The sequence below is a fragment of the bacterium genome, from assembly GCA_030693425.1.
Taxonomy (GTDB): Bacteria; Patescibacteriota; Minisyncoccia; order Minisyncoccales; family GWA2-46-15; genus GWA2-46-15.
Window position 1 is genome coordinate 22,815 of record JAUYAM010000004.1, and the last position, 21,138, is coordinate 43,952.

Sequence of the window (21,138 nt, forward strand, 5' to 3'; positions counted from 1 at the left end):
AAAATAACTATATGGACAATACCGTGGGAAGTCTTACACAGGAACAAAAATCCTTAATAATCGGCGCTGTTTTAGGCGACGGCTATTTAAGAATTATTCCAGGGAGAAAAAATGCGTTTTTGGAAACAAATCATTCTATTAGCCAAAAAGATTACGTTGACTGGAAATACAACATTCTGCGATCAATTGTAAAAAGCAATCCCAAAGAAAGGAAAGGCAATGATCAAAGAGTGGCTTACAGATTTTATACCCAATGCCTTTCAGAGATAACAGAACTATTTTACCGTTTTTACATAAATGGTAAGAAAGAAATTCCAGACAATTTAGTAATAGATAGATTAACTTTAGCAGTTTGGTTCATGGATGACGGCTCCAAAAGCAGAAGCTCTGTGTATCTAAACACACAGCAATTTTCTCTTAAAGACCAGATAAAATTACAGAATATATTGCTTAATCAATTCAATATTCATTCTCGTCTTAATAAAGACAAAAAGTATTTCAGAATCAGGATAATTAGTAGCGACGCAAAAAGATTCTGTGATCTGGTGAAACAGTTTATTCCAAAATCAATGGAATACAAACTGGTGTAATGACCCCGTAGAGACTTGACCAATTGTGGTCGGAGTTTTCTGAAAAATCAGGAAGCTAACACGCCAACCCCTAATCCGCCACTTGGCGGACGGGTGAAGATATAGTCCGATCCTTCCGGCAACGGAAGACAAATAACGACAGCGATGTCGGCTCATCATATCCTGGGGGTGAAGCAGCTCCCAAGGGTTGGACTGTTCGTCCATTAAAATGGTACGTGAGCTGGGTTCAAACCGTACTACTAGACAATAGTAGGGCGGCTCTGTCAAGTAATTGACAGATGTCCAAAACCGACTTATATCGGTGGAGTCCATAAAAAAAAATTATAACCTGTATTTTTATGGATAATACCGAGGGAAGCGAGCGCATAAGAATTATGCGCTTCGCCCTGTAGAGACTTAGCCAGAAATGGCTGGATGGAAGCTTTAGAGTTTCCATAATACGTCGGTCTCCCTAATCCGCCGGTTGGCGGACGGGATGGTGATATAGTCCATACATCTGGTAACAGATGAATAATATGCGCGAGACAGGTTGGTCCCTATCTACCGCAGGCGTCGAGCCTTGAGGGGAGTCTTCGACAGTAAAAAGATTGCTGCTTCAAGGAGTAATCCTTGATGACAATCTGGCTAATAACGGTGGAGCCTTCATTTAAATTATGAAGAGTTTCTCAAGCATCTAGAAATAGATGAAGATAATTTTTGCCCTAGGTCCGGCAAAATGGTATAATTACTTGAGGACCGCATAATTTTAAGTAAGGGAATACCGTGGGAAGACAAACTAAAGTTTTAGAAGTTGATTTGGCTTACATTGCTGGTTTTCTTGATGGCGATGGAAGCATTATGGTTCAGCTGAAAAACAGGCGGAAAAATCCGCGCGGCTGGCGTTTAATGTTCACTATCTGTTTTTATCAGGATAGTCGCCATGAGAAACCCTTGTTTTGGATTAGAAATAGGCTTGGAATTGGTTATATTTCAAGAAGGAATGATGGTATAACAGAGTTAAGAATCAACGGTTATCAAAGAACTAAAGGAATTTTAGAAAGCCTTCAACCTTTTTTAAGGTTTAAAAAGGCGCAGACTAAAATTCTTTTGAAGATCTTAAGACTAATTAATGATAAGAACTTTGTTGAATTGAGCAAAAAGAAAAGATTGAAAATCGCCGATATGATTTATGAGTCAAGAAAATTAACTTATCAGTCTGGATGGAAAAAGTTTTCTAAATCAAAATCAGAATTAAGAAAAATCCTAGGATTCTAATAGTTTGTCCCCGTAACGACTTTTCTTGGTTTTAACCAGGAAGGATGGCGGAATTTGAAACCGTCATAATACGCCGGCTCCCGCTTACAGCGGGATGAAGATATAGTCTAAGCTCATAGAAATATGAGACAACTTGACGAGAGGACCTCGAAGAACTGACCTCTGGTGTACCAGCTGTTCTGCCAAGAGCATCGCTGGGTAGCTATGTCGGGCACGGATAAGTGCTGAAAGCATCTAAGCACGAAGCCAACCCCAAGATTAAGGCTCATTTAGATTTCCCGCAGATCACGGGATTGATAGGCTGCAGGTGTAAGGCCAGTAATGGCTTCAGCCGAGCAGTACTAATAAATCGAAACCATATTTATTTTCTTACCCTCCTTAATTTCGTAACTTACAGCTAGAGCAAGGGAGCTTTGCTGGGAGTGCTCCACCTGATCCCATTTCGAACTCAGAAGTGAAATCTCCCAAGGCCGATGATAGTCCTTCGGGGCGAAAGTAGGTAGCTCTCTTACTCTGGCTGTAACTAAAAACCAATAAACACGCCCAAGGGCGTGTTTTGAGGTTTTTCCGTCGGTATTAAAGAGGTCTAAATTGACGAAAAGCCAAAATCGTTTTATACTCAAACAATGACCAAAAGAAAGTCTTTTTTAGTTTTAGCTGTAATATTTTTACTGGCTTTGATTGCAGGAGCCTTAACCTATCCCAAGCCTTTAAATTCGGGAGTTGATTTTTTAAACGCTAAAATCAAGGAGGTTCTCCCGGAAAAATTCAGATTTACGCTTCCTTTGATCAAAGAGATTCCTTTTAGGTTGGGACTCGACCTGCAGGGCGGTACCCATCTCCTTTACCAAGCCGATTTGGGCGGCATCGCCGCCGAAGACCGCAAAAACGCTCTCAACGGTCTTCGTGACGTCATCGAAAGGCGGGTGAATCTTTTTGGGGTTAGCGAGCCCGTTGTTCAGATTGAAGAGCAAAGCCAGAGATTGATTGTTGAATTAGCCGGAATAAAAGATGTTAAGGAGGCAATCAATATGATTGGCCAGACCCCTTTTCTTGAGTTTCGGGAGCAGAGGCCGCAGGAAGAGGTAGACAGAATTATTGAAAAGCAAAAAGAGCTTGAGGGAAAGTCATTCGAAGAGGCTCAGAAAATCCCTGATTGGCAAGTTGCTTTTGAAGAGCTTTTTATTCCAACTCAGCTAACCGGCCGTTACCTTAAAAAGGCCGAGCTTAATTTTGACCAGACGACCAATAAACCCATAATCAACCTTCAGTTTGATGACGAGGGAGCGAAAATCTTTGAGGAGATTACTGCCAGGAACATTGGGAAGCGCTTGGCTATTTATCTCGATGGTTTGTCAATTATAGATAGTGACGGCGACAACAAAATTACCCAGAATGACCTATATGCTCCCGTTGTCCAAGATAAAATCACTGGCGGTAAGGCAGTGATAACGGGCGATACCGATATTAACAAGGCCAAGGAAATAGTCAAAAGATTGACATCGGGCGCTTTGCCAGTGCCAATCAACCTGGTTTCTCAAGAGACGATTGGTCCGAGCCTAGGACAAGATTCTTTAAATAAATCATTGAAGGCAGGCATAATCGGATTTATTCTGGTGATTATATTTATGGTTATTTTTTACCGTTTGCCCGGCGCTTTGGCATCATTGGCCTTGATAATTTATATTGCCTTGAACCTTTCTTTATTTAAATTAATACCCGTTACCCTGACTTTGGCTGGCATTGCCGGTTTTATCCTTTCTATTGGCATGGCAGTTGACGCTAATATTTTAATCTTTTCCAGAATAAGGGAAGAGTTGAAACAGGGGAAAGGTTTTCTGATTTCACTCGAAGATGGTTTTAGACGAGCCTGGCCGTCAGTCCGCGATGGAAACTTCACCATTATCTTAGTGGCTTTAATTTTATTTGGCTTGGGAACCAGTTTTATTAAAGGATTCGCCTTGACCTTGATTATCGGTAATTTAATTGGCATGTTTTCGGCAATTTTCATCACCAACAATCTCTTGAGATGTTTTGCCGGCACAAAATTCGAAAAATTAAGTTGGTTATGGAGATAGCGCTCGGCAATGAAGTTTCAAGACACCGGCTGTTCTTTTCCCAGCGAGAAAAGCCAGCCTACGCTCTCGGCGGCTTGTCCCGTTTAACGGGAACCATGCCAAGCCGCCTCCGAGAGTTGTCTTTAAAACTTATTGCCTCGCTTAAAACTTATTCGTATATTCGTAAAAATTCGTAATTTCGTAGGCTTATGAATATCCCATTTCTGAAATACACAAAAGTTTATTATATTTTTTCTGGAGTTTTGATTCTGGCAAGCTTAATTTCTCTTTTGATCTTTGGCCTGAAATTTAGTATTGATTTTTTGGGCGGAAGCATTTTGGAGGTTAATTTTGAAAATAGACCGGAAAATTCGGCGATTCAAGAAAAATTAAAAGACATTAACAATTTAGGAGAGATGGTCATTCAACCTACCGGAGCCAAGGGGGTAATTATGAGAATGAAAGAAGTTGATGAAAATATTCATCAACAGATTATTTCGAGGCTGCAGGAAATCTCAAAAATAGAGGAAAAACGTTTTGAAAGCATCGGGCCGGTTATCGGCAAAGAATTACGGCAGAAAACAATAATCTTAATAATTGTTTCTCTGGCAGCCCTGCTCATTTATATTGCCGTTGCTTTTAGAAAAATCTCCCGGCCCTTATCCAGCTGGCAATATGGAATAATCTCAATAATTACTCTTTTCTTTGATGTTTTGATACCGATTGGCGTTTTCGCCTCTCTGGGAAAATTTTATAATGTTCAATTCAGCATCCCAATTGTTATCGCCTTGCTGACCCTTTTGGGTTATACAATTAACGATAAAGTAGTCGTTTTTGACAGGGTTAGGGAGAATCTTTTAAGAACTAAAGGAGGAGATTTTAATGCCTGCGTTAATCAGAGTTTGAACCAGGTTTTAGTTCGATCAATTAGCACGGGTTCTTGCACTCTTTTGGTTCTCTTGGCGATATTCTTTTTTGGCGGAGAAACTTTAAAGTATTTTTCTCTAACCTTAATTATTGGAATTATAGTCGGCACCTGCTCGTCTTTGTTTTTAGCCAGCCCTTTATTGGTAAGCTGGCAGGAGATGGGGAAACGTTATCATTGACAGAGCCCTTTTATAATGGTATAAATAGCAATATGTCCGCAATCTTAAATTATCAAAAGGTTTTCCAGGCTCTTTTCCAGGGGTTGAGCCCGAGGCAAAAGGATATTATTATTCGGAGATTTGGGCTTGAGAGCGGAAACGGGGAGACTCTTGAGGCTATCGGCAAGGACTTGGGGTTAACCAGGGAAAGGGTTCGCCAGATTATCGAAACCACCTTGGTTAAAGCGAGAAAAGAGAGTTTTGCTTCTGAAATCAACAGGGCTCTTTTGGCGTTCAAGAGCTATTTGCAAAAAAACGGGGGATTGAAGAAAGAAAAGATTCTTCTGTCCGAACCAATTTTTAATCACCAGCAAAACTCTTCTAACTGGATCAATTTTTTGCTGGTTCTTGAAGGCAGTTTCTGCCGCGTTGGCGAGACAAAAGAACTCCATTCTTTCTGGGCGCTTGATTCCAAAATCTCGTCTGCAGCCGAAAAACTTATCAAGGCTCTCAATAAGGAACTGACAAGGTTCAAAAAACCCTTAGGGGTAAAAGAGCTGTTTTTAATGTCTAGAGCGGCCGGAAATTCCAATCAGCGGTTTTTAAAATCGGTCCTTGAAACCTCTAAAGAAATTTTGGAGACTAACGACGGCAAATACGGTTTAAAATCATGGCCAGAAGTTAATCCCAGGGGGGTTAGAGATTTGGCTTTCCTGGTTTTCAAGAAAGCGAAAAAGCCCCTGCATTTTACCGAGGTTGCCAGCCTGATCGATGAGTTTTCCTTCAAGAAAGAAGGACATAAAGAGGAATTTTCAATTATCGGAGCTTCTGCCCAAGCCCAGAAAAAGACTAATTTCCAGACCGTCCACAACCAGCTGATCAAAGACCCCCAGTTTATCCTGATCGGAAGGGGCATCTATGCTTTGAGAGAATGGGGTTATGCCCCGGGAACGGTTAAAGAAATAATCTCTAAAGTTTTAAAGGAATCAAAGCAGCCTCTATCGGAAAGGGAGATATTGAAAGAAGTCCTTTCCCAGCGTTTGGTTAAGGAAAGCACGGTCGTTTTGAATTTAGGGAATAAAAAGTGTTTTTTGAAATCAGAAGACGGCAGATATTCACCGCGCGAAGCTTAAAACTTCCCGAGAATCCAAGTAATTCATCATTAGCCTAGCTAGATGGTTTCTGAACTTTCACTAGCCTCGATCTTATCTTTAATTAAGTCTCAATTCTGGCCTACTCTTATTGACTGGTGGTGGCTCTTTTTGATTGTTGAATGCCTTTGGATGCTTGAAGTGGCTAAATTCTTGTGGTACCACTGGCGCAAGGATATTTATGAGGAAAAGGAAAACAAAAGAATTCTTCTGGAGATAAGGATCCCGGAAGAGGTTTTGGAGCCGGTCAAAGCCATGGAAACCGTCATTACCGGCTTTTGGCAAATGTACAAGTTTCCAAACTGGTATGAAAAGTGGTGGAACGGCGAAGACCCGACCGGTTTTACTTTGGAAATCGCCGCCATTGACGGCACTCCTCACTTTTACGTCAGGACTCTAAAGAGAGTCAGGCTCATTTTTGAAGCCCACATTTATTCTCAGTATCCCCAGGCTGAGATTTTTGAAGTTGAAGATTATACCAAAAACGTGCCTCAAGATATCCCCAACGCCGAATGGGATATGTGGGGCACAGAGTATAAAAATTTGAAGCACTGGGCTTATCCCATAAGAACATATATAGAATTTGAAACTGGCAGAGAGGAAGAGGAAAAAAGGATAGACCCAATTGCCTCTCTTTTAGAGGCCATGGCTCTCTTAAAGCCCGGAGAACAAATATGGGTTCAGATTCGCTGTCTGCCGGCTTTAGATGAATATGTTGCTTGGCACGATTCAGCCAAAAAGCTGCGCGACAAACTTGCCTGGAGAAAGGTTGATTCGGGCAAATCAAAACCGATGCTTTTAGAGGCGGCAGAGATTTTGCTGACCGGCAAGGTTCCCGAGTCCCCCAAAGAAGAGAAAGAATCATTTATTCCGATGGAGATGAAAGTGACTCCCGGGGAAAAAGAGATCATCGGCGCGATTGAAAGGAAAATCGGCAAACTCGGGTTTCTTTGCAATATGAGATACATTTATCTGGCAAAAAGAGACGTCATGTTCAGACCCAACAATCGTTTGGCGATGAGCTACTTTACGAACTTTGTCACCGAGAATATGAATGGTCTTGTCCCGGATTCAAAAACGGTTACCAAGGTGACCCAGCATTGGTACGACTGGTTCTGGCTAAAAAAGCAAAGAGTCTATTTGAGGAAGCGGAGGCTTTTCCGCAGCTATGTCCACCGGATCTGGGTCGGTTGGCCCCACCCGACCATCAGAGATCCCGATCAAGTAGGGAGAAGATTCATTTTGACGGCAGAGGAAATAGCTTCTATGTATCATTTCCCGGGAAGGATTGTTGCCCAGGCTCCGACGATGGCGAGAGTTGAGGCCAAAAAGGGAGAGCCGCCCTCAGGATTGCCGGTAGAATAACCTACATGCCTAATTCGGAAATAAACTTTTTCGCCGAAACCACTTTTCGCAGAGAGAGAAGGCGTTTTGGCATCAAACTAGATGATCGCCGGAAACACATGTACCTGATCGGCAAAACCGGCATGGGCAAGACCAATATGATGTCCAATATGGCAATTCAGGATATTCAGGCCGGCAGAGGAGTCTGCTTCATCGATCCTCACGGGGAGACGGCCGAAAGTCTGCTGGATTTCATTCCCGCCAGCCGGATAAACGACGTCATTTACTTTAACCCGGCTGATTTTGATTTTCCGATCGCCTTTAACGTTATGGAAAAAGTAGACTTGAGCCACCGCCACCTGGTGGCTTCCGGCCTGATGGGAGTATTCAAGAAAATCTGGCCGGACGTCTGGTCAGCCAGAATGGAGTATATTTTAAACAACTCGATCCTGGCGCTTCTGGAGTATCCTGGCTCGACCCTGCTGGGCATCAACCGGATGATGGCCGATCCCGAATACCGCCAAAAGGTGGTCGAAAAAATAACCGATCCTGTGGTCAAAGCTTTCTGGCTTCAGGAATATGCAAGATATACCCAGAGATACGAGGTTGAAGCGACGGCCGCCATTCAGAATAAGGTCGGCCAGTTCATTTCCGCCCCCATAATCCGCAACATCATCGGCCAGGTCTCCTCGAAGATCGATATGCGCGAAATTATGGACAACCGGAAAATCCTGATCATGAATTTGTCAAAGGGAAGAACAGGGGAGGACAATTCAACTCTTTTAGGGGCTCTTTTGGTTACAAAATTACAGTTGGCGGCCATGTCTCGGGTCGACATTCCGGAGGAAGAAAGGGCGGATTTTTTTCTGTACGTTGACGAGTTCCAGAACTTTGCCACCGAATCCTTTGCCACGATTCTGTCTGAGGCCAGGAAATACAGATTGGATTTAATTTTGGGCCATCAGTATATTACCCAGATGACAGAAGAAGTCAGGGATGCGGTTTTCGGCAACGTCGGCACCATCGTTTGCTTTCGAATCGGGGCCGAAGACGCCGAATTCCTGGAAAAGGAGTTCACTCCGGAGTTCATGGCCACGGATTTGGTCAATTTAGGCAAGTACAATGTTTATTTGAAATTAATGATTGACGGCCTGGCCGGCCGGGGATTTTCGGCCGAGACCCTGCCGCCGGTCATCGGACTTGAAAAATCCAGCCGGGAAAAGATTATTAAAGTTTCCCGGGAAAGGTACGGCACCCAGAGAAAGATTGTTGAAGATAAAATCAGCCGCTGGACCGGGATGACGGAAGAAAAGATAGCGGCCATGCCTCCCAGAGAGCCTCTTCTCTACGATGCCCAGTGCGCCAGTTGCAAAAAATGGACAAAAGTAGTTTTCAAGCCGGACGGCAAAAGGCCGGTCTATTGCAAAGCCTGTTTAAAAAACATCCAAAGAGAAAGGGAAAAACCGGTTGAAGAAAAACCCGCGCCAGAGCAGTCGCAGCCCTTGCCTCCGCCGCCGCCCCAGCCCCAGCCCCAAAGCCCTCTTTCTTTGGAGGAAGCGATGGCTAAGGAACCGGTTTCTTTTTCTTCTAAAAGAGACAGAATCAGAAAGGCTCCGGAAATCGATAGGGTCAAAGAGATGATCAAAGAAGCTTTAAAGCCCAAAGACCAGGCTTAAAATCGATTTCAAGGCAAAATGAAGAGCGTTCGCGACTTTAATCTCAAAGGGAAAAAGGTTTTAGTAAGGTGTGATTTCAACGTTCCCCTTAATCAGAAAGGGGATATTTTAGATGATTTTCGGATTGAGGCAGCTCTGCCGACCATCCAATATCTTATTGGCCAGGAGGCGAAAGCAATTTTGATGAGCCATCTGGACGATCCCGGCGGAAAATTTGTAGAAAGATTAAGATTGACTAAAGTCAGAGACCGGTTGTCTGAGTGTCTGGATTTTCCGATCGCCAAAACCGACGATTGCCTGGGGCCGGAAGTCGAGAGCAGAACGGAAAGGATGCGGCCGAAAGAAGTTCTTTTGCTCGAAAATCTCAGGTTTCATTCTGAGGAAGAAGCGGGGGATTTAAAGTTTGCTGAAAAACTCTCAAAGTTCGGGGAAATCTTTCTCAATGACGCTTTCGGAACTTCGCATCGAGATCACGCTTCTTTTAAAGTAGCTAGATATCTGCCCTGCGGTTCAGGCCTTCTTTTAGAAAAAGAAATTGAGGTTCTGGCCAAGATTAGGGAAAACGCCGACAGGCCTTTGGTAGTAATCCTCGGCGGTAAACCCAAGGGGATTGAGTCAAAAATAAGATTCCTGGACAGCATTTCTGCCAAAGCCGATTTTATTCTTTTAGGAAACCTGGTTGACGACGAGTTAAAGAAAATGGGTTTTAAGTTAGGGGAACCAAAAAAGCTTATCTCGCCGGTCGATTCTTCTGAGGGATTCGACATTGGCCCAAAGACCATTGAGCTTTTTAAGGAAAAGATTTCTCTGGCCAAGACGGTTTTCTGGTCCGGCCCCTTGGGGAAAATCGAGGAAGATAAGTTTTCTGTTGGCTCTCGAGAAGTCGCCAAAGTCATTGTTGAAAGCGGAGCCTTTTCGGTTGCCGGCGGCGGAGAAACAACCTGGTTTTTAAGAAAGACAAATCTTTCTAAGAAATTCAGCCATTTATCAACAGGCGGAGACGCCCTTCTGATATTCTTGTCGGGAGAAAAGCTTCCGGCCGTAGAAGTTTTGAAATGACACATGGCAGAAATCAAGAATCTTAAAAAACTTGCCAACCGGATTTCAAAAGCCATAGCCGAAAAAGAAAGGATCATTTTGTATGGCGATTCCGACATGGACGGCGCCTGTTCTGTTATCATCTTAAAAGAAGCCATCTGTAGCCTTGGCGGAGACAGCCCGATTATTTACTTTTCCGACAGGAAAAGGGAAGAGCACGGCATTAACAAGAAGGCGCTTGACTTTCTGAAAGGCAAGGCTCCGGCCTTATTTCTCTCTCTCGATTGCGGCATCGCCAATTTCCGCGAGGTGGAGTTGGCAAAAAAGCTTGGTTTTGAAGTGGCTATTGCCGACCATCATAATATTCAGGGAAGGATTCCGAAAGTCAGGATCGTCGTCAATCCAAAACAGGGGAGCAAAAATTCGCCTTTCTATCATTTGGCGGCCGCTGGCATCGTTTTTAAATTAGCCGAGGCTATCTTGGGAAGGAAACTTTCCAAAACTCTCAAAGAAGATATGCTGGCGCTGGCGGCTCTGGCGACCCTGGCCGAACTTGTCCAGGAGACCGGTGAAAACCAAAAGATTCTAGAGCAGGGCTTGCCTCTTTTGGAAAGTTCCTGGCGGCCGGCAGTCAGACTTTTTTTCAGTTCCAGCCTGACCAAGAATTGCATTTCAACGAGAGAAATCGTCTGGAAGGTCATTTCAATCATCAATATCACCAGCAAAGAAGGCGTTTTTAGCGAAACTTATCTTTTTTTGAATTCCCAGACTCCAGAAGAGGCAAGGTTGCGCTTTGAGGAGTTTTTGCGCAAAGGCGTCGAAAGACAAGCGAAGATCGGAGAATTGACAGAAGAACTCAAGAAAAAAGTTTCTTTTATGGAAAAAGATTCAGCCGTCATTTTTGAGGACCTGAACGATCGGCAATTTCCGATTCTCTCGGCTGTCGCTTCCCGGATTTGCGATTTTTTCAAGAAGCCGACTTTCATCTTCACCAAGGAAAAAGGAGAGAACTGGGGAGGGTTTAGGATGCCTTTTGAAGAAGACGGCGTCGGAGCCCTGGCTAGCTGCCGTCAATTATTGAGAAGGTACGGCGGCCATCCGGCGGCCGGAGGCTTCTATTTTGAAAATAAAAACAAGGAAAAGCTAAAAGAGTGCTTGGCAAAGCATTTTAATAAAAATCTGCATAAATCAGTTTAAATCATTATGAATCAGCGCCGCATCGTAGTTTATACTGATGGGGGTTCAAGAGGAAACCCTGGGCCTTCGGCTTTGGGAGTAGTCATTTGCTCGGAAAAAGGAGAGCCGATAAGAAAATACGGCGAGTTTTTAGGGGAAATGACCAATAATCAGGCCGAATACCGGGCCGTGATTTTCGCCTTAAAAAAAATCAAGGCTCTCTGGGGTAGAAAGACAGCTGCCAAAATAGAAGTTGAGATAAGGTCTGATTCTGAGCTTTTGGTCAGCCAATTGATGGGCGAGTACAAGATTCTCGACGAGAATATCCAGAAACTATTTATTTTGGTCTGGAATCTGAAAATTGATTACAAGAAAGTGGAATTTGTATTGATTCCCCGCGAAGAAAACCAGGAAGCAGATTTTCTGGCCAATGAGGCCTTAGATCAAGAAGATAGGGTCCGGAGGCTAATATAATAATGACATCATGGAAAACATTTACGAGAATATGTATCGTGCTGGCGCTAATGTTTTTCAAAACAATCCCAGGATAAAAATTATGTCAGGGATTATTAACCAGCTTGATTTGAAAGATAAGGACGTTTTAGATATCGGCTGTCACGAAGGGTACCTTTTGTCTTTAATTGAAAACAAAAACAATAATTTTTACGGCCTAGACGCTAGTAATTATGCCGTTGAAGAATCGTTTAAAAAAGGTATTAAGGTCAAAAAATTCTATTTTGATGGCAAATCAGAAATTCCTTTTTCTGGTAATTCTTTCGATTTAATCAATGCCGGCGATATCATTGAACATATTTATGATACTGATTTTTTTCTCGAAGAGATTAGAAGATTATTAAGGCCGAATGGTTATTTCCTAATTTCAACACCGAATGTCGCTTCTTTTGGCAGAAGAATATTGCTTTTATTAAGCATTAATCCTTTTATCGAAACATCACCTAACGAAGCAGAAAGTTCTGGACATATAAGGTATTTCACTTTTAAAACCTTAAAAAGAATTCTAGAAAAGCATTCTTTCAAAATTATCTTGAAAAAATCTGATGTTCTGAATTTATCTAATGATGGTAGATTCAGATGCTTCCTTCTCCCAAAACTATTTTTAAGTTTAGGGCAAAGTATTATTTATCTTTGCCAGAAGAATTAAAAAAACCACTCTTTGAAGCGGATTTTTTAATTTCCAGCAAGCCCACCTCTCTGGTTTTAAGAATTCTTTTAAGCCCTTGACAAGGGTTTTTGCTTTTGCTACTGTTACTTTAGTTAGATAAAGTGCTTTAATTTGATAAAGTGGTGCCCCGCACGCTTGCGTGTGGGGCGGAATCCCGCACCGAGGGCACTGTTTGCCTTCTGGTGCGTGGATAAAGAATATGAACTGGGATAATCCTAAAACCAAAGATTTATTTGAAGCGATTCTGCGACTTAAAAGCGTGGCCGAAGCCAAGCGGTTTTTTCGCGATCTTTTAACCGAGCAAGAAATCATTGAGTTTGGCAAAAGATGGCAGGCAGCCCAGATGCTGGCGAAAAAAGCATCTTATTCTGAAATCGTGGAAAAGACTGGTTTGAGCTCAACAACCGTGGCGCGGGTTTCCAAGTGGCTCAATAAGGGAACGGGCGGATACAAATTAATGCTTAAAAGATTGAATTCTCATCATCACGCAGCTTTTCCTAACGGGAAAGGGTTGCGTTGATGTTTATTTATATATAAACCCAGCCCCTTCCCGTTAGGGAAGGGGCTTTTCGCTTTCGCGAAAGCTCAAACCAGCACCTTGTAAACCTAGCACCAAAATTTTCTTCAAGGAGGAAGAAAAATGAACACAAACTGGAAGATTTGTATTGTAGAGCTCACCCGCTCCTGCCCATTTAACTGTCCAAATTGTTACATGAGGCAGCGGGGCGATCTCAACAATCCTGTTGACGGCGTTCTTCACATGCCGCTGGATAACTATCAGCGGATGCTGGAAATATTCACCGGGCAGGGCGGAACGGGCATGGAACTCTTGGGTGGAGAACCTTCTTGCCATCCGAATTTCCTGGAAGTAGTAGAACTCTCTCTTCGGACTGGGTTGGAAACATGGATTTACACTAACCTTAGTCAAATGGGTCGGCAGCCGCGACTCGCTTGGACCTTGATGGAAATGCGTCGGCAATACGACGAGAAGCTTTTCGTCGTCGGCAAGTCAGCGGTTCCGGACTTGACGGATCCTGAACAGCGAAAGGTTCAAGCATATACGCTTGGCACCAACGACGCAGGTGTGGAACTGTTTAAGCGTGGCCGGGAGTGGATGATTAGCGCCGGGTGGCGCAAACCATTCTTCGGTGTTGAGAATCTCCTCAACCGGTGCAACATCGTCTGGGCGCCAGCCATCTACGAGTACGGCTTGCAAACCGGATATTTCTTCGTAGACTGCGAATGGCCGACGTTTCCTGGGCAAAAAGCAGGTTTACGAGAGTATCTAAGATTGTTGCCAACCGAAGAGCAGTTGCAGAGTTTCGTCGCTGCCATTCAGGAGATTGATCGTCGCTACGGACTACCGGTTGCTTCGCCGGTAATGCCTCACCTTACGGGAAAGAGCAAGACCGGAGAGTCGGTGGGATGTATCGCTTTCAAGCAAGCCGCGTTGTATATTGCTGTTAATGGCGACATGCAACTCTGTTCGTCTGGTCTGCCTCTTCGCGACGAAACTGGTCGGCAATTCAACCTTTTCCGGGATCCATTGGATGAGATTTTGGATAACCCGGTCGTTATTGCCCGCCGGCAAAGTTGCGAACAGTCGCAGATTCAATCGGGCCATTGCGCGACCTGTGCCGATTTTTCGCGTTGCCTTGCCGGTTGCGCCGCTTTCAGAGAAGCTTTCTACGGCACAGCGCTTCGTTCCTATCCGATGTGCCCACAGTATCCGTGGGACAATGATATCCGTCGACTCGTAGAGTCGGCGAAAGGAGATAACTGAAGATGAAAAGGACAAATAGGATTGATGTGGTAGTTCTCGTGGATCCGGTAGGGGGTATTACTCATGACCAGGCGCGAGAAGTGGTTCGGGCCGTGCTTAAATACAACAATGATGAAAGCCGTCCGCTTTCCCGTCTCACCTTGACTGGGCAGGAAACAACTACAACTCAATGGCCTGATCTACTGCCCTTTCTTGATTGGGCGAGAATTATCAGGCAAGGGGATGGCCTACGAATCTTTGGTAACCTCATCGGAATGACCCCAGAAACCGCTCGCGTTATCGCCGAACTTAAGGTGAGAATGTATGGCGAGTGGTTTGGCCCGAGCCTTGATGAAGTTGGAGTGCAGGCAATGGTCAATCAAGGAACGGCGTATGATGAGGCAACAGCGATGCTCGCTGGCATAAAGACTGCTTTGGCAACTGGCGCGTTGATCGGTTTGGAATTTCAGGTTAACCGTCAGAACATCAGCTATGTTGAAGATTTCCTTCGGCTCTGCCAAGAACTGGGCATCGAAGGTCATCTAGAAATGCAGGAAACCCAGTTTTCTAAGCCGCGGAATTTGGCCGTAGCTAAGATGTATCGCCAAAGTCTGCCGCCAAAAGAGCAACTCCGTCGTATCTGTGAAATCGTTGCTGCTCAGGCCGATGTTTCGCCTGATAACCTGGTGTCGCCGTTTTTCACTTGCGGCAGCCAAGACGGCGCCTGCAACTACTTTTACCGCGGTCTGTTTATTAGACCGAATGGCCGTGGTGGATTGCGGCAGACTGTTTGTCTGAGCGAGTTGACGGTGATTGACGATAACTTCAAACCGTCGTGGGCACAAATCGGTCACAGTCTCCGAAATCCTGTCCTTGCTCTTCGTAATATAGCACAGGAGCAAATGGAAGGCGGGTGCCGAACCTGTTCTGTTTGGAGTCAGTGCCTTGGCGGTTGTCGGGCCATGGCCTATCTTGCCAGCGGTTCGCGGTTTGCCCCGGATCCCAACTGCTGGAAGTAAACTAAAAATGCTAGGTGCAAGGTATTGGGAATGGGCGGAGAAAAGCTTGCTTTTCTCCGCCCTCTCAATTAATCATTCCAACTTATGAAAATCCAACCGTCAAAATTAAGAGAGTGGAATACCAAATTTGAGTTTTCAACAAAAATAAACATTTCCGATTGCTCAATTTACCCCTTAACTTTAAAGGAGTTGTTTCTTATTGCTGGGAAAGGAGCGAAAAAGGAATTTGAGAAATTAAGCTTGGGTTATACCAAAACTTGGGGCGAGGACATTTTGCGGCAAGAGATCGCCAAAACTTACCAGAATATAAAGGCCGATAATATTTTGGTGACCAACGGCGCTATAGAAGCAATTTTCCTAATTATGAACGTATTGAGTAATACTGGCGACGAAATGATTTCTTTTTTCCCGAATTACCAAGCATTGTTCCAAATAGCCAAAACTTGCGGAGTAAAAATAAAATGGTGGAAATTGGATGAAAAAAAATATTTCTCCCCTGATTTTAACCAGTTATCAAGATTAATTACGAAAGACACGAAAGCTATTATTATTAACCAACCTCAAGTGCCGACTGGTTTTGTTTTTACTAAAAGCGATTATCTGACTTTGATTAAAATTTGTCGTAAATGCGGCCTTTATTTGGTTTCTGACGAGGTCTGCCGCTGGCTTTATTTGGATAAAAGCAATGGAATTTCGCCAGCAGTCGATCTTTATGATAAGGCAATCAGTATTGGCGATGTTTCAAAATCTTTCGGCGCCGGCGGTCTGAGAATCGGCTGGCTAGCCTCCCAAAATAGGGAGATATTAGAAAAATGTATACCCTTGCGAGGGTATACGACAATGAGCAATTCTGCGCCGAGCGAGTATTTAGCAACATTAATTTTGAGAAATAGGAAAGAGATCCTTAAATCGCGGTTAACAACGGCGGAGATAAATTACCAGTTACTTGATAAGTTTGTCCGTAAGAATATAGATAAAATATCATTAATCATGCCAGCTGGCGGGGTAACGGTTTTCCCGAAGTTGAAATTAAAAATAAATTCTTTGAATTTTTGCAAAAAACTGATTGAGAAGAAAAATACTATGTTAGTGCCAGGAACAGTTTATGGAATGCCAAAAAATCTTAGACTAGGTTTTGGTTGTAAAACAAGATTGTTTAGAAAAGGGTTAGCTGGATTGCAGCAGTATTTAAAATCTCTTTGAGCTCTATTTACTTTAATCAGAAAATCCCGCTTTAGGCGGGACTTTTTGAATTCCAGCAAGCCCGTAAGCCGAATTCTGTTTTAGGCGATCATTTATCTGGTCCCGCAATTACTTGCGGGATCTAGCGAACTACTTTTTACCCCGCCCCCTATGCAGATCAATTCTAGAACCCAAGAAAATATACTTATTAGGGTTCTTTCAGGTTTTTTCCTGATAGAATCAATTGCTTAGGGGGCGGGGCTTTGTTCTTGCACCCAGGTAAGTGTTTAGCCGTTTCACTCCCGCCATTACTGGCGGGACTCGCCCTATGCGACAAAAGTTTTTGTCGCCGGGCGCCCGACCCTTTCGGGTCTAGGGCGTCTCTGCTCGCAACTCTCGCGTTACCGCGTGCGGGCGTTACCCGCTACCCTGCTCCGAGCACATAAATTATGTGCTCGGGGGTGTTCGGACTTTCCTCCCCCCACAAAAATATGAAGAGCGGTCGCCCGACTTGCTGGAATAGCTTGATTTTAACACCTTTAAGTTTCTTGTCAATTAAGGTAAGATTAAGAATTAAACCTATGTTTTCAAGATTTCTAGATAAAAAACTGACCGGTCCGGCGTTGATACTGGCCGGTTCCACCTTTTTGAGCGCGGTTTTTGGACTTTGGCGCGACCGGCTTTTAGCTCACATTTTTGGCGCCAGCCGTATTTTAGACATTTATACCGCTTCTTTCAGAATTCCTGACTTAGTCTATAATTTTTTGATTGCCGGCGGGCTAGCGGTAGCTTTTTTGCCGGTTTTTGCCGAATACTTTTTTCAAGACAAAGACCAGGCCTGGAAAGCGACAAACTATATTTTTAACGCCTTTGCCTTACTCTTAGTTGTACTGGCAGCGATTCTGTTCTTGCTGGCTCCGGCATTATCAGATTTAATTCTGCCGGGATTTTCAACGCAGGAAAAGGGAATTGCGATTGCTCTGTCCAGGCTTTTGCTTTTAAACCCGATTTTAATGGGATTGGCGAGCGTGTTTTCGGGTGTTCTTCAGTATTTTCACAAATTCCTTGTTTTTGGCCTAGCACCCCTGTTTTATAATTTGGGAATTATTTTCGGGATCCTGTTTTTGGCGCCGAGCTTTGGGATTTTTGGAGTGGGGGCGGGCGTGATTATAGGAGCTATCTGTTATTTTTTGATCCAGCTTATTTTTGCAGTTTCCTGCGGATTTTCTTGGCGCCCTCTCCTTGATTTTAAGGACGAATCATTGGCCAAAGTTTTCCAATTGATGGTTTTGCGCACAGTTTCCGTTTTGAGTTCCCAGGCGAGTGTCTTGGTGATGACAGCCATTGCTTCGATTATCGGGGCCGGGGCAATCTCGGTTTTCTATTTTGCCAATAACTTACAGGGTTTTTTGGCCGGTTTAGTCGGGGTTTCTTTTGCGACGGTCGTTTTTCCTTCCTTGGCCAAAGCTGCCAGCGAAAGGGATTCCGAAAACTTTTCCAAAGACTTCCATTCCGGGTTCCGGCAGGTTTTGTGGCTTTCTCTGGCGGGGAGCCTCCTGCTTTTTATTTTTCGCGACTTGGCCGTCAAAATTTTGCTGGGTGGCGGCCGTTTCTCTCCAGAGGCGCAAATCCTCACCGCTTCCGCCGTCGGCATTTTTGCTTTTTCCATTTTTGCCCAAGCAGAAAACCCCCTGCTTTTGAGGGCATTTTTTTCACTGAAGGAGGCAAAAAAGCCGGCCATGATTTCTCTCGCCGCCATGTTCATTAATATCGCCCTTTCTTGCTTTCTGGTGAAGTTTTTGACGGGAAATAACTGGATGGTTAGCTTTTTGGAGAAGTCCCTGACCGGAGGAAAGATAGCCAATTTTTCCTTGCTCGGCCTGCCCCTGGCGTTTTCTATTTCTTCCATTTTGCAGTTCGTTTTGCTGACAGCATTTCTTAAAAGAAAACTTAAGCAGAGCTTTTAAACCATCATGATCGACCAAAATTGTTTAATGAGGAATTTTTGCGTCATTGCCCATATCGACGCCGGCAAATCGACTCTAGCAGATCGTTTTTTGGAATTGACCAAGACCGTCGCCCAAGACAAAATGCGGCCGCAGTATTTGGACATGATGGATATAGAAAGAGAAAGGGGGATTACCATCAAGATGCAGCCAGTGCGGATGAACTATACGCTAGGCGCTAAACGCTATACGCTAAATTTGATAGACACTCCCGGACACGTGGATTTCAGTTACGAGGTCTCCCGTTCTTTAGCTGCGGTCGAGGGGGCAATCTTGTTGGTCGACGCTACCAAAGGCGTCCAGGCGCAGACGATTGCCAATTTAGAGCAAGCAAAGAAACAGAATTTGGTCATTATCCCGGTAATCAATAAAATTGATTCGCCGCAGGCGATGATTGAAGAAGCAAAGGAAGAAATTATGAAGATTATTGATATTGATCCGGAAGAGATTCTTTTAATTTCCGCCAAAACCGGTCAAGGAGTGGCAGAATTATTGAATAGGGTAGTGGAGAAAATTCCCGTGCCAGCAGGAGATCCTTCAAAGCCATTCAGAGCTTTAATATTTGATTCAAAATTTGATGTTCATAAAGGAGTAATGGCTTTTGTCAGGGTGGTTGACGGCAACATTAAAAAAGGCGAAAAAATCACCTTATTTTTCAACAAGGAAACAGGCGATGTTCTGGAAGTTGGTTTTTTCAAGCCGGAACTGTCGCCTTTAGCAGAGCTTTCAGCCGGCGAAATCGGGTATTTGGCAACCGGCATCAAGGAGCCGGGCAAAGTTCATGTAGGCGACACAATTTCCTTGCTACAAACTATAAACTATAAACCGCAAACTTCAATAAAACCTCTGCCCGGATACCAGGAGCCCAAATCAATGGTTTTCGCTTCTTTTTACCCGGAGAACGCTGACGATTTTGATTTATTAAAAGACGCTTTGAATAAATTAAAGCTTAGCGATGCCTCATTGTTTTTTGAGCCGGAAGCCAAGGAAATGCTCGGTCGGGGATTCAGATGCGGATTTCTGGGGTTATTGCATACCGAGATTACCACCGAACGTTTGGGGCGCGAATTCGGGCTGGGCTTGGTAATCTCTTCGCCGTCGGTAGTGTATAAAATTATTGACAGTAGAAATGAAGAAAGGGAAATTTACACTGCCGCTGACTGGCCGGAACAATTCCAGATCAAAGAAGCCAAAGAGCCGTGGATGGTTTTGCGAGTGGCCACGCCCCTTAGTTATATTGGCCCTGTTTTCGGAGTCCTGTCAAAACTTTCCGGCAAGCATATTAATACCGGTCATTTGAGCCACGAAAAAATCCTCATTTCTTATGAAGCGCCTTTGCGGGAAATTATCACTAACCTTTATGAAAACATCAAGAACGTCACTTCCGGATACGCTTCGATCGATTATCAGCCGCTGGGATACCGGCCGGCCCAATTGGTGAAGCTTGACATCTTGATTTCCGGCAGAAAATATGAAGCCTTTTCTAAGATAGTGCCGGAAGAAAAAGCGTTCGAGGAAGGCAAAAAAGTCGTTCAGAAACTGAAGCAAACCCTGCCGCGCCAGCTGTTTTCGGTCGCTTTGCAAGCAGCCATTGGATCCAAGGTGATTGCCCGGGAAACCATTTCTGCCAAGGGCAGGGACGTCATTGCTCCTTTGTACGGCGGCGATTATACTCGGAAAAGAAAGCTTTTGGAGCAGCAGAAAAAAGGCAAAGCCGAGCTGAAAGAAAAAGGCCAGCTTCATATTCCCCAAAAGGTTTTCCTGGAGATGCTGCGCAGCTAGATTAAAGGCGCAACCAGTAAGATAATCGTGCTCAGGGCGACGACAATAATGACAATCTTCCAGAGGATATTTAAGAATGATTTTGATCGGAATTTGGGCATTATTCTATGACCCCATAGGAAATCGCAAGGGTTTCCACAGGGCAATACGAGTTATGTTAATCAATTTGCCGATTGTTGTCTGGTGATAGATAAGTATTTTCCAATTCGAAATTTTGAATTTTACTTCAATTTTATTATAGCACATTTTTGATTAGTCATTAATAAATCATGGAAAATATTTGAATTTCCAACGGGGCATGATAGCAAAAACAAAGACAAAGAAAAGCAAAAAGGATCTGCCGCAAAGCCGGATCAATTTGTGGTTTTTTATAGTTATTTTTCTGCTGATCGGGATATTTTTGGCATCTTCCGGCTGGCAAATGGCCCAGAGGCGCAAAGAACTGTTTTTAAGAACCGACGCTCTGGAAAAAGAGATCGCCGTCTTGGAGAAAAGGAATCTGGAGCTGAAAGCCGGCACGGATTCTTCTTCCCAAGAAAGTTTTCTGGAGAAAAAAGCCAGAGAGAACTTCCAGCTAAAAAAACCTGGAGAAAAAGTGGTGATTGTGGTCGTTTCGCCTTCGGCCAGCCCGGAGCCGGCAGCCCGGGAGCAATCAGGGTTTTGGTGGCAAAAAATCTTAGATAAATTAGGCTTATAGTCCTCACTCTACTGCTACGTAGCACTAGAGTGAGGTTTAATAAAGAGTAAGATGGCAAAGTGCGGGTGTAGTACAGTGGCAGTACGCTAGCTTCCCAAGCTAGACACGGGAGTTCGATTCTCCTCACCCGCTTATG

Annotated in this window: 18 protein-coding genes, 1 tRNA gene, 1 rRNA gene and 1 other RNA gene; 20 read left to right on the forward strand and 1 reads right to left on the reverse strand. The window is 44.0% G+C overall.

The genetic code is table 11. The annotated features are described in order from the left end of the window. The first annotated feature begins 11 nt into the window (after positions 1–11). The 16 genes from Q8N16_03125 (at position 12) to Q8N16_03200 (ending at position 16,538) form a co-directional block, all read left to right on the forward strand. Positions 12–590, forward strand: a complete 579-nt coding sequence (locus Q8N16_03125; protein ID MDP3093733.1) for an LAGLIDADG endonuclease — start codon at positions 12–14, stop codon at positions 588–590. 762 nt (positions 591–1,352) lie between these two features. Further along, positions 1,353–1,844, forward strand: a complete 492-nt coding sequence (locus Q8N16_03130; protein MDP3093734.1) for an LAGLIDADG family homing endonuclease — start codon at positions 1,353–1,355, stop codon at positions 1,842–1,844. Between the two features lie 403 nt (positions 1,845–2,247). Further along, positions 2,248–2,356: ribosomal RNA gene (rrf, locus tag Q8N16_03135) — 5S ribosomal RNA — on the forward strand. A 114-nt stretch (positions 2,357–2,470) separates the two neighbouring features. Next, positions 2,471–3,922 (forward strand): protein translocase subunit SecD, encoded by a 1,452-nt coding sequence (secD, locus tag Q8N16_03140; GenBank protein ID MDP3093735.1) that lies wholly within the window; start codon positions 2,471–2,473, stop codon positions 3,920–3,922. Positions 3,923–4,110: 188 nt separating this feature from the next. Further along, entirely contained in the window at positions 4,111–5,007 is an 897-nt protein-coding gene (secF, locus tag Q8N16_03145) for a protein translocase subunit SecF (protein ID MDP3093736.1), read from the forward strand. Positions 5,008–5,039: 32 nt separating this feature from the next. Next, positions 5,040–6,119 (forward strand): sigma factor-like helix-turn-helix DNA-binding protein, encoded by a 1,080-nt coding sequence (locus tag Q8N16_03150; protein ID MDP3093737.1) that lies wholly within the window; start codon positions 5,040–5,042, stop codon positions 6,117–6,119. Between the two features lie 42 nt (positions 6,120–6,161). Beyond that, entirely contained in the window at positions 6,162–7,502 is a 1,341-nt protein-coding gene (locus Q8N16_03155) for a hypothetical protein (protein ID MDP3093738.1), read from the forward strand. Positions 7,503–7,507: 5 nt separating this feature from the next. Then, positions 7,508–9,157, forward strand: coding sequence for a type IV secretion system DNA-binding domain-containing protein (locus Q8N16_03160; GenBank protein ID MDP3093739.1), 1,650 nt, complete (start codon positions 7,508–7,510; stop codon positions 9,155–9,157). Between the two features lie 18 nt (positions 9,158–9,175). Next, positions 9,176–10,216 (forward strand): phosphoglycerate kinase, encoded by a 1,041-nt coding sequence (gene pgk, locus Q8N16_03165; protein ID MDP3093740.1) that lies wholly within the window; start codon positions 9,176–9,178, stop codon positions 10,214–10,216. Positions 10,217–10,219: 3 nt separating this feature from the next. After that, the gene (locus tag Q8N16_03170; protein MDP3093741.1) at positions 10,220–11,392 is read left to right on the forward strand and encodes a DHH family phosphoesterase; all 1,173 of its coding nucleotides are present in this window, start codon (positions 10,220–10,222) and stop codon (positions 11,390–11,392) included. A gap of 6 nt (positions 11,393–11,398) precedes the next feature. After that, positions 11,399–11,845: a ribonuclease HI family protein gene (locus tag Q8N16_03175; protein ID MDP3093742.1), complete on the forward strand. Its 447-nt coding sequence runs from the start codon at positions 11,399–11,401 to the stop codon at positions 11,843–11,845. A gap of 10 nt (positions 11,846–11,855) precedes the next feature. Then, positions 11,856–12,533, forward strand: a complete 678-nt coding sequence (locus Q8N16_03180) for a class I SAM-dependent methyltransferase (GenBank protein ID MDP3093743.1) — start codon at positions 11,856–11,858, stop codon at positions 12,531–12,533. A gap of 220 nt (positions 12,534–12,753) precedes the next feature. Next, positions 12,754–13,074, forward strand: a complete 321-nt coding sequence (locus Q8N16_03185; GenBank protein MDP3093744.1) for a YerC/YecD family TrpR-related protein — start codon at positions 12,754–12,756, stop codon at positions 13,072–13,074. A gap of 192 nt (positions 13,075–13,266) precedes the next feature. Continuing rightward, complete coding sequence (locus Q8N16_03190) at positions 13,267–14,337, forward strand: hypothetical protein (GenBank protein ID MDP3093745.1); 1,071 nt, start codon at positions 13,267–13,269, stop codon at positions 14,335–14,337. A 2-nt stretch (positions 14,338–14,339) separates the two neighbouring features. After that, on the forward strand, positions 14,340–15,335 hold the full coding sequence (locus tag Q8N16_03195; GenBank protein MDP3093746.1) for a hypothetical protein: 996 nt from the start codon (positions 14,340–14,342) through the stop codon (positions 15,333–15,335). Positions 15,336–15,419: 84 nt separating this feature from the next. Then, positions 15,420–16,538, forward strand: coding sequence for an aminotransferase class I/II-fold pyridoxal phosphate-dependent enzyme (locus Q8N16_03200; protein MDP3093747.1), 1,119 nt, complete (start codon positions 15,420–15,422; stop codon positions 16,536–16,538). 48 nt (positions 16,539–16,586) lie between these two features. Here Q8N16_03200 and rnpB read toward each other — a convergent pair. After that, an RNA gene (gene rnpB / locus Q8N16_03205) (RNase P RNA component class A) lies at positions 16,587–17,035 on the reverse strand. 63 nt (positions 17,036–17,098) lie between these two features. Here rnpB and murJ point away from each other — a divergent pair. From murJ to Q8N16_03225, 4 genes are all read left to right on the forward strand, one after another. After that, a complete protein-coding gene (gene murJ / locus Q8N16_03210) occupies positions 17,099–18,484 on the forward strand; it encodes a murein biosynthesis integral membrane protein MurJ (GenBank protein ID MDP3093748.1) in 1,386 nt (461 codons plus the stop codon). A 27-nt stretch (positions 18,485–18,511) separates the two neighbouring features. Beyond that, positions 18,512–20,305, forward strand: coding sequence for a translation elongation factor 4 (gene lepA, locus Q8N16_03215; GenBank protein MDP3093749.1), 1,794 nt, complete (start codon positions 18,512–18,514; stop codon positions 20,303–20,305). A 298-nt stretch (positions 20,306–20,603) separates the two neighbouring features. Further along, positions 20,604–21,002, forward strand: coding sequence for a septum formation initiator family protein (locus Q8N16_03220; GenBank protein ID MDP3093750.1), 399 nt, complete (start codon positions 20,604–20,606; stop codon positions 21,000–21,002). A 61-nt stretch (positions 21,003–21,063) separates the two neighbouring features. Continuing rightward, a tRNA-Gly gene (locus tag Q8N16_03225) sits at positions 21,064–21,134 on the forward strand. Positions 21,135–21,138: the final 4 nt, after the last annotated feature.

Coding starts and splice junctions, on each gene's coding strand:
- Q8N16_03125 (MDP3093733.1), top strand. CDS start 12: ATGGACAATACCGTGGGAAGTCTTACACAGGAACAAAAATCCTTAATA.
- secD (MDP3093735.1), top strand. CDS start 2,471: ATGACCAAAAGAAAGTCTTTTTTAGTTTTAGCTGTAATATTTTTACTG.
- secF (MDP3093736.1), top strand. CDS start 4,111: ATGAATATCCCATTTCTGAAATACACAAAAGTTTATTATATTTTTTCT.
- Q8N16_03150 (MDP3093737.1), top strand. CDS start 5,040: ATGTCCGCAATCTTAAATTATCAAAAGGTTTTCCAGGCTCTTTTCCAG.
- Q8N16_03155 (MDP3093738.1), top strand. CDS start 6,162: ATGGTTTCTGAACTTTCACTAGCCTCGATCTTATCTTTAATTAAGTCT.
- Q8N16_03160 (MDP3093739.1), top strand. CDS start 7,508: ATGCCTAATTCGGAAATAAACTTTTTCGCCGAAACCACTTTTCGCAGA.
- pgk (MDP3093740.1), top strand. CDS start 9,176: ATGAAGAGCGTTCGCGACTTTAATCTCAAAGGGAAAAAGGTTTTAGTA.
- Q8N16_03170 (MDP3093741.1), top strand. CDS start 10,220: ATGGCAGAAATCAAGAATCTTAAAAAACTTGCCAACCGGATTTCAAAA.
- Q8N16_03175 (MDP3093742.1), top strand. CDS start 11,399: ATGAATCAGCGCCGCATCGTAGTTTATACTGATGGGGGTTCAAGAGGA.
- Q8N16_03180 (MDP3093743.1), top strand. CDS start 11,856: ATGGAAAACATTTACGAGAATATGTATCGTGCTGGCGCTAATGTTTTT.
- Q8N16_03185 (MDP3093744.1), top strand. CDS start 12,754: ATGAACTGGGATAATCCTAAAACCAAAGATTTATTTGAAGCGATTCTG.
- Q8N16_03190 (MDP3093745.1), top strand. CDS start 13,267: ATGAGGCAGCGGGGCGATCTCAACAATCCTGTTGACGGCGTTCTTCAC.
- Q8N16_03195 (MDP3093746.1), top strand. CDS start 14,340: ATGAAAAGGACAAATAGGATTGATGTGGTAGTTCTCGTGGATCCGGTA.
- Q8N16_03200 (MDP3093747.1), top strand. CDS start 15,420: ATGAAAATCCAACCGTCAAAATTAAGAGAGTGGAATACCAAATTTGAG.
- murJ (MDP3093748.1), top strand. CDS start 17,099: ATGTTTTCAAGATTTCTAGATAAAAAACTGACCGGTCCGGCGTTGATA.
- lepA (MDP3093749.1), top strand. CDS start 18,512: ATGAGGAATTTTTGCGTCATTGCCCATATCGACGCCGGCAAATCGACT.
- Q8N16_03220 (MDP3093750.1), top strand. CDS start 20,604: ATGATAGCAAAAACAAAGACAAAGAAAAGCAAAAAGGATCTGCCGCAA.